The organism is Thalassotalea sp. SU-HH00458 (assembly GCF_040362795.1).
Taxonomy (GTDB): Bacteria; Pseudomonadota; Gammaproteobacteria; order Enterobacterales; family Alteromonadaceae; genus Thalassotalea_H; species Thalassotalea_H castellviae.
Map to the genome: position 1 here is coordinate 326,731 of NZ_BAABWW010000001.1, position 13,259 is coordinate 339,989.

Sequence of the window (13,259 nt, forward strand, 5' to 3'; positions counted from 1 at the left end):
CTATTATAGTTTTTGTAATGGCGCGATTTTTGGGATCAGTACCCAAACCGCCAGCATAGCTATCACTGCTAACGATGCACCAATCGCAAATACGGTGGTATAATTACCGTCTGCCGTTAAAATTGGCACTAATGAGGTTAAACCAACTACCGCAAGTTTTGCCGCCATGCCAGAAAAACCAGCTAACGTCCCTACGGCTTTTTTACCGTAAAGATCACTTGGCAAAGTTTGTACGTTACCAATTGAGGTTTGGAAACCAAACAGAATAACCGCCATAATCAATACTGCTGTTGTTGGTCCACCTGGGTTTGCCATAGCTAATAACGCAGGAAGCATAATTAAACAACCTAAGCTAATCGTTAGTTTACGTGTTTTATCCACAGTCCAACCCGATTTAATGCGGTTTTGAGCAAGAAGCCCACCAAACCAAGCACCAAACATTGCGCCAACATAAGGGACCCAACCGTAAAGGCCAATTGATTTAACGTCCATACCGTAAACTTCGTTCAAGTAGATTGGAGTCCACGCAACAAATAGCCACCAAATAGGGTCAATGGCTGCAGAGGCGATAATAACCCCCCAACTTTGTTTACGAGAAAGTAATTCACCCGTTGATGGACTGTATTCTTCTTCATCACACAAAGGTGCATTTTCTGAACTGCGTTGACCAGTAAGAATATATTCACGTTCTTCTGCGGTGATCCAAGGATGTGATTTAGGTGGCGCTTTCACTAAAATTAACCATGGGATCAACCATAAAAGACCAATTAAACCAATAACAACAAAGATCATTTGCCAGCTAAAAAACACCGTCATGTAGGCGATAAGCGGGATTGAAATAATACCACCAATTGCCGCGCCAGAATTAAAAATACCTTGTGCTAAAGCGCGTTCTCTTGAAGGGAACCATTCCGCGTTACTTTTTGTAGCGCCAGGCCAGTTACCTGCTTCAGCGACACCTAATATCGCTCTGAAAATGCTAAAACTTAGCATACCTTGTGCAAATGCATGTAACGCAGTAGCTATAGACCAAACACCGATCGATAAAACGAAACCGATTCGAGTGCCAACCCAGTCAAAAATCTTCCCGAAAATAGCTTGACCAAACGCATAAGAAAAAATAAAAACAACCGTGATATTGGCATAGATTTGTTTACGCTCTAATGCCGTTTCATCAGGAAAAAGATCTTCTACGATATCAGGCCAAAGCACACTTAGTGCTTGACGATCTATATAATTAATTACCGTGGCCAAAGCGATTAATGCAATCACCCACCAACGTAAGCCTTTTAATTGCATTATTCTATCCCCTCAGGTTTGCGATTAAGTTCATCTATATCAATATTATCGAAAGTCCCTTCAGGAAGGAAATCGGCACGAGGTGGACTGAACGTATCAATTAAAATACCACCGGTTGGACAAGTAGCACCGTGATCAGCCCAAGGAGGAATTAAACAGCTGTCCCCTGCTTTCATGATTTTCGTCACACCATCAATATTAAAGTGAAACTCCCCTTCAATGACATAAGTCACTTGTGAGTGTCTATGGGCATGATTATAACCAATAGCGCCTTTTTCAAACCAAATTTTCACCGCCATTAGTTCATGATTAAAACCTAACATTTGACGTTTTAAACCACCACCAATATCTTCGATTTCAGTTTCTTCACCACTTAAAAAGTGTTCGCTACGACTCATAATTAATTCCTCACTTCTCTTTATTGCTAAGTTTGAACAGCTTAAATTGGCCATTGAAACTAAAATTGTTATCTTGATATGTAAATGTATTTTTCGTTTTATTTGCTAACTGACGATTAAAGGCAAACAAATAACTTTGCCCATTGCTAACCCCTATTTCAATCAACTCAATGTCACCAAGGATCTGATGAGTGAGTGACGAAATGCTTGATTTAGCCGCTAAAGTAAATTCTTTCGCTGGGTTATATTGACCATGAGGTTCTAACACACTAATAAAGCGGTGTTGCTTCGCCGAATTTTTTACGATAGATAAACCCTGATTCATTGCGTAAATTAAAATTAGGATCATTGGCGCCTATTCGGGTAAATAACGCTTCAGTTTCACCGTCAACTAGCGAGGTTTGGGTATAGAACTTGCCATTTTCATTTAACCACGTAATTTTCGCTAACCCTTTTTCAGGGAGACTTTTTGCCGTTAGCCATAAATGTTGATAGCCATTTTTACTGCCTAACGCAGATAAAGATTGCGTTTGAGCATTTAATTGAAAATTGGTTTCAATTAATTGACCTTGATAATGTAAAGGTAAGTCGAATTGATGCGCTTTTTCACTACTGTTTACTGCAAAAATATCAATAACAAGAGGCTTATGAATTTCAGGCAGTTTCACTAATGCCATAGTTCTTGTTAATGAAACATCTTTATAAGCCGTATCAATTTGAGCTGAACTAATTGATCCTTGGTTATTGTTAGCAAAAAATAATAATTCTGGATGATGCTTATTGCCTGTTTTCACCTTACCTTTAAAGTGACTAGTTTCGTCTACTACGACGGTATTATGCGCAACGGTTTGTTTAGCAAACGTTTTGTTTTCAGGTAGATAACCTCCACCCGATTTTGCTTCGACATTTAAAAAGCGTGCAGCGCCATAATCAGAAACAATCTCATTACCTTTGTCATAAAATTGCCAGGTTAATTTGTCAAAATGACCATGCCCCAATCCTTGTGCTGCCGGCTTAAATAACAATGCTTGCTTGTCATGAGATTTTTGCCGCATGATCACCAAAGCGCCTTGTTTACCATCGGCACCATCGCCAAACGCCTTGGACTTAAATGGATAAGGTGTTGCTAAATTATCATCTAATGCTTGTGCGACTTTCAGACCATCTCCCGTTAAAATGACTTGCTCTTGTTGCTTAGCAATATCAAGTAAATCAGTATCTTGGGTGAAACCGTAAGCGATAGTTACCCCATGCACTAACTCAATGGTATCAATGCCTTTGCTTTTGATCGCATCGTTAATTGGGAAGAACAATTTGTTGTAGCTCAGCTGAATTGTGGTATCAATAGCTTTTAAAATAATGCCATTACGGTAAGCAAATATTTTTCGCTCTGGTTGATTGTTTTCGATCGCTTTGGCAAAGGTAACAAAAGGCATTAAAGCATAACGCTGATAATAAGGCCCTTCATTGTAATAACCTTCAGGTGAGAATAATTCATCTAACTGTCTTAAAAAGCCACCTTTTCCAGATTTATCTAAACCATAAAGCGCTTGTTCAACCCATTCAAGCTCTCCTAAAACATAGCCAGTCATACCGACGGCGGCAGTTAACCATGTGCCATGATTATGGATTTTATTAAATGTTTTTGGCGAATCAACAGATAAGAACTTAACGATTGGGCGAAAAAGGCCCGTTTCAATTTTCTTTTTATCGGCATGAGTTAATGACGCTAAAATCATGTCGTATGCTTGGCTGGTATACACTAACCAAACGGCTTCATTTAAGCTTTGCCAAAATAGTTTGCCTGGATTTGTTTTGCCTTTTTTTCTTTTCGGATGCAAAGGCAAGGTAGGATATAACTCGGCATAACTAAGTAGCATGTCACGCACATAGTCGGCATAACGTTTGTTTTGCGTTAATTGATATACAATGCTCGCATCATACATCAAGCGATAGTTTTTCTTATGTCTCTCATGCGTAAAACCGCCACCTGAATCTTTTGGTACCGGAATATTAATAGCTTGCGCTATCTGAGAATCGACCTTAGCTTTAACTTGTTCAAAAGCCTCAGTAAAGCGTCCTTTCGAGGATAAGGCTTTTTTCATTGCAGGTACATCAGTATGACTGATCACAAGATTGGGCGTATCGCTCGCCACACTATTTATGCTAAATAGTGCAGACCAACAAACCACGACAGCAAGCGCCAAATGAATCTTCATTTTTTTGAAAAAAGCCAATAACATGCTTAGCAAGCCCTACTTATTTACAATTTTATTATCAGAAAGTTCAGCGGTATGCGGACCTTCGACTCTAAGTTCAACGACACTCACCGCTTGTGAAAGTTGATTATTTGCAATACTGGTTTTCGGCTCGCCCACTGTGTGCTCAACTTTAATCGGCGCACTGTTAACCACCGTGTTGTTGTTTATATTCGTAACTTGAACACCATGTAAGTACAAACTAGCCTTAGTTTTATTTCTTTTCCCTTCACCGATGGCGGTTAATTGGTTATTCGACATGTTCAGGTGTGGACCAAAAGTACTTTCATCGGTTCCACCACGGTATAATTTAATTAATGCACCAGATACGTTTTCAATACGGTTATCTGCAAGTGTCACGTATTCAGCGTTATAAATACCTAAATCTTCTATTTCTTTATCAAGACGTAAAAGATCACCGGTGATATTAGTAAAGGTATTGCCGTTTAGTTCAATTAAGTTAGCAAAAGCGCCTTTACCTGATTCAAAAAAGTGAAATGAGTGGTTAATGTCTAAATTTTTCACGACACTATTGTGCATCACAAAACGATAGTTTTGAGTCATGCCCCACTTTTGGGTTCTTATTAAAGTATTGCCAGAAGAGTCAGGGCTGTTAACCCCATCAATCGTCAGGTTTTCAACTTTTAAGCTGCCACCATCAGAGATTTCAAACAAGGTGCCACGCTCAAAGGTAATGACTACGTCAGTATTTTTCGCGGCTTTCACCGTTAAAGTTTTCGCAACTTTCAGGGTTTTTCTTACGTTATAATTGCCTTTTGCAAGTACAAGCACATCACCATCTTCAGCCGCGATAACAGAATCAAATAAATCGTCGCCATTGCCTTTAACTTGAATTTCTTTTCCTGAACCGAACGCTGTTTCTTCGACATTTTTAGCATACCAACTTGGTCCTGTGGCTGACTTAGCGATTGGTTGTATCGTTTTATCTGCACCAATCGATTCGCCAACAGGGTATAACAAGCCATTTTCAGCTCGCTCTAAGCGTAATTCTTTGACTTGAAAGCCCTCAGCAATTTCTGCTAATGGTTTACTGTTAGTGATATTACCTTTGAAGGCAATACCAGAAACATCGTCAAACAAGGTAAAAGGTTGTTGGCCATTTTCATTAAAAATTAAATTGTTTTGTATTTTACTATTCAACGGTGCTGCTGAACGTTCAGCGTCGCTACCTGCCGCTAATTGAATATGATCAACGTTCACCATTGAGTTGTTTTCAATGAGAGCATTTTCTACTTGGTGATAACGATTGATAGGAGAATTAGGAACACCATTCATCACAGTAAAACCACTACCAAAGCGGTAACCCGTTAATCCTTCCATGTAATTGTTACGAATGATTTGATCTTTGTTGATCACGCGAATACCGCCAGTATGGTCAACTCCATTACCAAAGAAAACATTATTCTCAATGACATTACCATTACCGTGACGTAGGGTTAATGTGCCGCGAGATTCAAAAAAGGTATTATTAAGTAATTGATTTTTTCCTGATTTAACCGAGATGATTTCAACTTCACCGTTACATCGATCAAAATAGTTATTCTCAACTTTGGTAAATGAGTTACTTAACGAATAATGACTGGTTCCAATGCGAAGTGTTTCACCACCGTTTGAACCTAATATAGGGCGTGGTCCAAAGTAATTATGATCAATTTGATGATAGTTTTCTTGGCTCTCTTGAGTGTTTAAACGCACCGCCATGGTTACGCCTTTATTGCGTTTACCCGCTAGATAGCTATGGTCAAAACGATTATGTTTCCCGTATAAACTTACCCAATAATCATTTTCAGCTTTATCAGGGTTGGAATAATCTTCTATCACTACTTCGGTAACTCGAGAGTGATAGGCTAAATTATTTTTATTTTGTCTGTATTCAATAACAGCACTACTTGGCGTATAGCCATCTTTAAACACTAGACCTGAAACGATCAAATGCTCTCCCGCCAATCTCAAGTTCGATTGACCCGTTAAAAATACTTTACCTTTATTTTGCGCAGTTAAAGTAATTGGGTTTTCTTGAGTACCTTGAGCTTTAAATAAGATCTCAAAATTTTTCCATGTTCCATCAGACAAAACAATTTCATCGCCGGCTGATACTTTATCAAGGGCAGCTTGATATTCCGCTTGGGTAGTCACTAACCATGATTTTGCCGTTGTTTGCTGACAAGCAGCAGTGACCAATAATAATAAACTTGATAAAAATATCGATTGAAAAAGTTTAGACTTGTACATAATTACCTCAAAAGAGTCCTACTTAAAAATATTGAGTTCTCAATTACTTCCGCAAAAGAGAACTCCAATTTCACTTAAATTGATTGATAACTTTCAATATAAGCTAAGGTTAAAAGCTTGCTTTAACACCTAGGAAGAATTTACGACCAGAGAAAGAGTAATCAGATACTGTTCCAGGGCCACGTGTCATCACTTGTGCTTCTTCTAATAAGTTCAGTGCTTTTAACGATACTGAAACTCTCTTGTTGATTTTGTACTTAATCGCCGCATCAACATAGTCGCTATCTTCTACCCAACGATTACTTTTATGAGGAAAAGGTAAGTTGTTTGGTTGGAAATAACGTGAACGATATTTATACATTAAACGCATAGACAAGCTATCACCTTCCCAGTAAATAGAACCTGAAGCTACGTTTTTAGAAAAACCCATTAAGTTTGCATCTGGGCTAATACCCCAGTTAGCAGGTTCTTCAGAATTAAAGTCCGAAACCGCATGGTTCCATGCCCCTTTAATCCCTAAACCACTCCAAATACCCGGCAATTCAGTAAAATGCTTTTGAAAGGTTAATTCAAACCCTTTAATGGTTGATTCATCTTCAGCCACTTGATTCACGCTGTAAGGAATTTCATGTGAATATTCACCAACCGTTACTGTGCCGTCTGCCGCAACATTTGTCACTGTAGGAACACGATTTTCAATCACTAACTTAGTGCCGCCAGTGAAGTTTTTCCAATAACCGGCTAAGGTTACCGCCATATCTAAACTAGGATACCACTCTAAAGAAAGGTCATAGTTAGTCGCGGTAAATGGATTCATCATATTACCTTGTGCATAACCCGAGACTAATTGTGAATCATAGCTATCACATGTTGCACTCTCACTGGTATCAGCCGAGTTACAGTCAGTAAGGTTTTGTCCTGCAGACATAGCGTTCATCGCAAAACGAGACATTGAACGATAGACAGCAGTTCTTAAATATACTTCGTCATTAAGGTGGAACGTAAGGTTAAGGCTAGGTAAGAATTCTGAGTAGTCATCTTCTAAAAAGACTTCACCGGTTTCTGAAGAGTAATTCCACGTTTCAAGACCTGTTTCATCAATATCAAGCGTCGTGGGATCATCCGTTAAAAAGGATTGAGTTAAAATCGCTTTCTCACCCCAAGATTTAGAGCTAGTTTCTGTTTTAACATAACGTAAACCTACGTTACCTGTGACAGGAATACCCGAAAATTCGGTATCAATCCACGCCATTGCATATAAAGCCGTAGTATCTTCACGAACATCAACTAACTGACCACTTCGTTTATCAGGATCTTCACCAATATCGTAATAACCAATATTCGGGTTGTTTCCGCCTGGTGTTAGGAAACCCACTTGACCTAAATAAGCTCCAATTAAACATTGGGCATCAAACGTTAAGAAATTGCCTGCGTCGGCTGCACCACCAGAATTCGCCATAAATCCTTCAAGGCTATGACCATTATCTCCACACGCAGCTGCCGCGGCCGTAACTTGCGCATGCTCATCAGGATATAAGCTGTCAAAGTCATTATTTGCGCCATCTCTATCAACATGATCATCTGAATTCCAGTTGTCATCAATAGGACGACGAGAACCGTCATCTACATTAAATGCGGTTTGAATACCTGAGTAATCATATAAGTGTTCACGTGAATAACGAACACCTGCTTCTATAGATGAGAAAATGTTGTAATCGTCAAAAGAATATTGAGTATCAAATTTTACCGCCCAAATATCATCTTCACGTTCATCGTTCTCACGGCCATATTCTAAATAAGCACCGCCATCACTGCCGATGAAACTAGCCATATCGCTAACATCAAAAGCTGCGCCACCATAATTCGGGTTTTCGACTAACGTGCCACCTTGTGATGTATAGAAGAAGTTGGCGTTTTCAATTTGTTCGTGATCACCGAGATACAATTTAGGTACACTGCCACGAGAATCTAATGAATACGCAGTGGTTGATTCATGGCGGAATTTCGCTCGTTGGCGTAAACGGTAACGATAAGATTTTGAGTAAGAAGCATCAAATGAAAGTACAAGGTTATCATTAGGCTCAAAATCAACATTTAAGCCAAAGCCATCGTACTCATCTAATTGATAACGGTTTTCACCTTGAAGCGTCAGTTTACCTTCACCTTCTTCATAGATAAGGTTACCGTGATCATCAATAATTAATGTATCTGGATTTAAGTTTTTACCGCGCTCTTGAGCGAGCTCCATGCGATTTTCTGTATATTCAAGACGAGAAGAAGCGTAGTCTATATTAATATCCCATTGCTCATTAGGTACCCATTGGAAAGTACCGACTATATTACGACGTTCATCTTCATCATGGCCTGTACGCCAATATGAATCATCAGGGATAAAGAAAATTGAATCTGGATCAAATTTCGCTAAATGATCCGCACCATTAACACCAAATCTATCAGGATCAGCGTTTGGACCTAAGGTCACTAAATCAGCAGAACGGCCTGGACTTACCATAGAGTCATTATCAGGCATATTGTTATTGCTGCTATTTAAATCACGATCACCACAACGTTCATTATCGCCATTGTTAGTAGTCAGGGGAGATCCGTCAGCGGCTCTAAAACTACAAGCGGCTAAAGTGGTACTACTACCGTAGTTTTCTTCTGGATTGGCAGAATTACTTTGTACAAAACCTAAACTGAAACCCATATCGCCAAACGATTCGGTTTCAAAACTTTGCACGGTAGAAAGGGTAAATTTATTACCCCATTCTGATTGGTTATCAGCCGCAGTGTAATAGCTGTTATTCGCCACTTGTGCTTCTACCGTGGTTTTGCTTTTACCGTAATCAACGGCACGTAACGAACCCACTTCGATAGTACCTGAGGTACCACCTTCAACTAAATTAGCTTGTTGTGATTTATAAATAGTAACTTTATCAACTAAACTAGAGGGGAATTTTTTAAAGTTAACTGCACGACCAGGGCCAGCATTGGTAATAGTTCGACCATTAAACGTAGCGTAGCCCCAATAAGAGCCAAGACCACGAATTGAAATTTCGTTTTGACTACCTTTTAAACGATGACCAGAGGCACCCGAAACATTTTCAATAACATCAGAAAGAGACAAGCCCGGTAAATCACCAAAATCTGCCGCTGCGATGGCATCAACAATAGCCGTTGTATTTTTCTTTTCATTTAGTGAACGAGTCATAGTGCCTCGCATTCCGCGCACTTCAATAACTTCTATTTCACCAGTTTTGCTCGCTACTTCTATCGTTGTTGCATCATCACCACTTTGCTCTGCTTCTTGAAAGGCATGAGCCGGTCCAGCAAGCAAAGCAGTTATTGCAGTACTTGCAATAAATGTTCGGTTGTTTCTTAGAGCGTTACTAATTTTATTAAGTTTCACGTTCATCTCCCCCAGTTAAATTTTATATTTTAATTTTATTTCGCTGCGTAATTTACTTACAACAGCATTATTGACTAAATTTAACCAATACAATACCGAATTGTCAACCACTCATTTGACCAATTACTTCTTACTCAATATTATTTGTTATTACCAATAATTTATTGTAGTCTTTACATGGTATTAAAAATATGTAATGTAATGCTTATTTAAGCAAGGTAATGAACAGATATATTTTGCCAATGTTGATCTATGGCGATATTATGTGTCTTTGTTGTGAAAATAGAATTTCAGAGATAAGAAGGTACTCTCATGGCTAACCGTCGTATGTTTTGGCAAATTGTTGATAAAATTGAAGCGTCTATTAATGCCGGTGAATATCCTGCAGGCAGCCGCTTACCGCCAGAACGAGAACTAGCAGAGTCTTTTCAGGTAAGTAGACCAACCGTTCGCGAAGCTATTATTGCCCTTGAAGCGAGAGAGAAAGTTGAAGTAAAAACTGGCTCTGGGGTATATGTACTTGATACTGCAAATACCACCCTCGCTAAAAACAAAGTCAATGCTTTTGAAGTAACACAAGCCAGAGCACTTATTGAAGGGGAAGTGGCAGCACTAAGTGCGACAACCATCACTGAACCAGAACTTGCTGATTTACATCAAACACTTGTGGATATGGAAAATGGTAAAGATATCCCAGAAGCAGATAAAAAATTCCATAACATTATCGCATCATCAACTCGTAATGCCGCGATGATAGCTTCCGTACAAAATTTATGGGCGCTACGAAGTTCATCTCAAGAAATTATCCGTGATTATGATAGTGTTTGTAGCAAGAGTAATTCTCAAACTATTGCTGAGCATCGCGCTATTTATCAAGCATTGAAATCTGGCGACTCTACCAAAGCTAGACACGCTATGCATGGTCATTTTAACCGCTTAATCAATAAGTTATTTGACGCTGAAGAAACCAGAGCTCTGGAAGAAATAAAGCGTAAAAATAGTGAAAAGCGCGGTCTTTATTCAATTGAAAACCTAGTACCAAGAGTTTAATCATTCTATTAAACTCATACTTTCCTCATTTTAAGTTTAACGTTAACGCGGCCTAACAACGATTTAAAACACTTTGCTCTCTAGGCAATTGTAGTTTATCCCTGTCAGTATTAACTTACTAACGCCTGCTTTTGCGAACTTTTCTCTAGGAAACGTCTAATATTGCCAGGAAACGAAGCGAATCAATCCTGTCGATTTTTTTTGAGATAACACTAACATGTCAAATACCACTGTGCGAAAAAAGCATAAAAAAAGCCTCTCAATGAGAGGCTATAACAAAATTAAATCCATTTAATTCTAATCATCTAAACAATTTACTGAAATACATCGAAATCAGTTTTTATAGTACGCGAGCACCTAAATCACCTTAGTTCTGCAATATATTCATGACTCCAGAATAAGGATTTTAACCTTCTACTTTTCTAACTGACTATTAAAGTAGTCAAAAATTACCGGTACATCATTTTGACCTAAACCAGCATCAACAGCTGCTTGTAAGTTTGCAGAAGTACCTTGTGCGATAAGCGATTCTGAACCTAAATCTTTTACCATTTGGTTAAAATAACCTAAGTCTTTATTAGCATTTGCCACTGAAAAACCTAATTTCTCATCGCCATCTACCGCATAAAATTTACAAAATTGCATAAATGGAGAGTTAGAAGGACCCGCAGACATAATGTCAAATAGCTGTTGACCATCAACCCCTGCAGCTTTAGCTACCGCGAACGCTTGTGACATAGCTGTCACCGTTGTCATACCAATGAAATTATTAATTAATTTTGTTGTATGACCGGCACCAAGCGCACCAAGATGGAAAACATTTTCACCTTGCTCGTCAAGTACTGGTTTAACTTTATTGAAAGTTTCGATATCACCAGCAGCCATTATGTTTAATAAACCATCTTTAGCATGTGCAGGAGTGCGACCTAGTGGCGCATCAATCATGCCAGCACCTTTTTTAGCAAGGTCAGCACCAATTTTACGGGTAGACGCTGGAATAGACGTACCAAAATCAATTAAGGTTTTACCTTCAGACATACCGGCTAAAATACCATCTTCTGCATAGACAACTGATTCAACAACAGCGGATGTCGTTAGCGCTAGCATTACGATATCACTCTTCTCTGCAAGCTCTTTACCAGAAGATACTTCTGTAGCATTACCGCGAGCAAGCACCTTTGCAACAGCATCTTTATTTAGATCCATTACGTTTACGTTAAATCCACGCGTTTGAAGATTCTCAACCATGTTACCGCCCATAAGACCAAGGCCGATGAAACCTATTGTAGGTTTTGTCATGTTTAACTCCTAAATATTTGCTGTTTGTTTATCTGAGTATGAGAAATGCTCACTTTATTAATTAAGGCTTTTTATAAATCAAAACAATTACTTAATTAATACTCAGTTCAATGTCTAATAATAATCAGAACATTAATTTTTTTATGAAGCAGTTTTAAGAACCATGCCATTAAAATGATAACGACTACTCTTGTGAAACTACTTCTCTAAATTCTACTGGGTTTGATAATGCTGATTAAGTTGTTATCAAACCGCCGAAACAATACTAACCAATGCAAAGAGTTATTGTCAACCAATTTTATAAATATTACTTACCAAAATAACGATTAATTTAAAACCACCTTTTAAAAGGTTTAATTGCATGACTAAATTAACATTTCATTAAGAAAGAAAAACATCAAAAGGCACCTCGACGAATAGGCTTCTATGACTAGCCAATGTAAAAGTTGATTTTTTATTCAGAGCTTTTATAGCTCAATCAGCACAGAAGATAAGTAACCTGTTAACTTAGACCTACTCGATTGCTACAATAGCCGTTAATTAAATATCCACTTGATTCAAGTTTATTAGACTCTTCTACAGCTAATGCTAAGTGTTAAATATGCAATTTTGTTCAATTTGTAACGGTTAAATGCAAACAAGCCTTTACTGATACGCAACACTAAATTGGTAAGAACCTCTATTTTACCACAGAGCATTTTCTATTTTATTTCGTTAACTTTATTACTAATCAATGAAAAATTGGTTTTGGTGTTTAAAAAAAGTAGGTCTACACTTGAAAATATCAGCTAACAGAAAAGAAAATGACTATTTATTCTTTATTTAAAACCTTACTCGTCACTTTATTTTGCCTAACAAAACTTGGCTTACCGATAAAAGTTTATGCAACCGATACGGTTAGATTTTTAAAACCTTTAAAAGGCCATGAAAAAAGAACGTTACATAAAGATGAAGTCATCTTGCGTGCACTACAAATAACAGAGCCTGAATTTGGCGACTATCAATTAGAAACTTTACAAGTTGATATAACCCCTGATCGTGCGCGGCAATATATTCAAGAAGGAAAAATTCTCAACACATTCATTAATCCTAGTAATACAAAATGGGATGAATACGCAATTCCGATAAAGATACCACTACGTCTTGGTTTAATTAGTTACCGATTACTTTTAGTGAATAAAGATAAACTTTCTGTATTTAAAGAGGTGAAAACGTTTGCACAATTAAGTCAGCTAACAGCGGGGTTACAATCAAGTTGGGTGACGACTCAAATTTTTACATAACTTGAAATGA

7 protein-coding genes and 1 pseudogene are annotated in these 13,259 nt (G+C 38.1%); 2 read left to right on the plus strand and 6 right to left on the minus strand.

The features are described from left to right. Positions 1–3 precede the first annotated feature (3 nt). From ABXH06_RS01495 to ABXH06_RS01515, 5 genes and pseudogenes are all read right to left on the minus strand, one after another. A complete protein-coding gene (locus ABXH06_RS01495; RefSeq protein WP_353517048.1) occupies positions 4–1,299 on the minus strand; it encodes an MFS transporter in 1,296 nt (431 codons plus the stop codon). Then, entirely contained in the window at positions 1,299–1,697 is a 399-nt protein-coding gene (locus tag ABXH06_RS01500) for a cupin domain-containing protein (protein WP_432280211.1), read from the minus strand. The genes ABXH06_RS01495 and ABXH06_RS01500 overlap by 1 nt, the downstream gene beginning before the upstream one ends. A 10-nt stretch (positions 1,698–1,707) precedes the next feature. Next, positions 1,708–3,916: pseudogene (locus tag ABXH06_RS01505) on the minus strand (heparinase II/III domain-containing protein). A gap of 36 nt (positions 3,917–3,952) precedes the next feature. Further along, a complete protein-coding gene (locus ABXH06_RS01510) occupies positions 3,953–6,208 on the minus strand; it encodes a polysaccharide lyase 6 family protein (RefSeq protein ID WP_353517049.1) in 2,256 nt (751 codons plus the stop codon). 109 nt (positions 6,209–6,317) lie between these two features. Further along, on the minus strand, positions 6,318–9,617 hold the full coding sequence (locus ABXH06_RS01515; protein WP_353517050.1) for a TonB-dependent receptor: 3,300 nt from the start codon (positions 9,615–9,617) through the stop codon (positions 6,318–6,320). Positions 9,618–9,929: 312 nt separating this feature from the next. On the opposite strand from ABXH06_RS01515, the gene ABXH06_RS01520 reads away from it, so the two are divergent. Continuing rightward, positions 9,930–10,667 (plus strand): FadR/GntR family transcriptional regulator, encoded by a 738-nt coding sequence (locus tag ABXH06_RS01520; RefSeq protein WP_353517051.1) that lies wholly within the window; start codon positions 9,930–9,932, stop codon positions 10,665–10,667. Positions 10,668–11,081: 414 nt separating this feature from the next. Here the strand turns inward: ABXH06_RS01520 and ABXH06_RS01525 are convergent, their stop codons facing one another. After that, positions 11,082–11,966: an NAD(P)-dependent oxidoreductase gene (locus ABXH06_RS01525; protein WP_311578164.1), complete on the minus strand. Its 885-nt coding sequence runs from the start codon at positions 11,964–11,966 to the stop codon at positions 11,082–11,084. An 803-nt stretch (positions 11,967–12,769) separates the two neighbouring features. Between ABXH06_RS01525 and ABXH06_RS01530 the strand changes: the two genes are divergently transcribed. Further along, complete coding sequence (locus ABXH06_RS01530; protein WP_353517052.1) at positions 12,770–13,249, plus strand: hypothetical protein; 480 nt, start codon at positions 12,770–12,772, stop codon at positions 13,247–13,249. The last annotated feature ends 10 nt before the right edge of the window (positions 13,250–13,259 follow it).

Excerpts from the sequence above, each read along its gene's own strand:
- ABXH06_RS01500 (WP_432280211.1), bottom strand. The coding sequence starts at position 1,697 with ATGAGTCGTAGCGAACACTTTTTAAGTGGTGAAGAAACTGAAATCGAA.
- ABXH06_RS01495 (WP_353517048.1), bottom strand. The coding sequence starts at position 1,299 with ATGCAATTAAAAGGCTTACGTTGGTGGGTGATTGCATTAATCGCTTTG.
- ABXH06_RS01520 (WP_353517051.1), top strand. The coding sequence starts at position 9,930 with ATGGCTAACCGTCGTATGTTTTGGCAAATTGTTGATAAAATTGAAGCG.
- ABXH06_RS01510 (WP_353517049.1), bottom strand. The coding sequence starts at position 6,208 with ATGTACAAGTCTAAACTTTTTCAATCGATATTTTTATCAAGTTTATTA.
- ABXH06_RS01530 (WP_353517052.1), top strand. The coding sequence starts at position 12,770 with ATGACTATTTATTCTTTATTTAAAACCTTACTCGTCACTTTATTTTGC.
- ABXH06_RS01525 (WP_311578164.1), bottom strand. The coding sequence starts at position 11,966 with ATGACAAAACCTACAATAGGTTTCATCGGCCTTGGTCTTATGGGCGGT.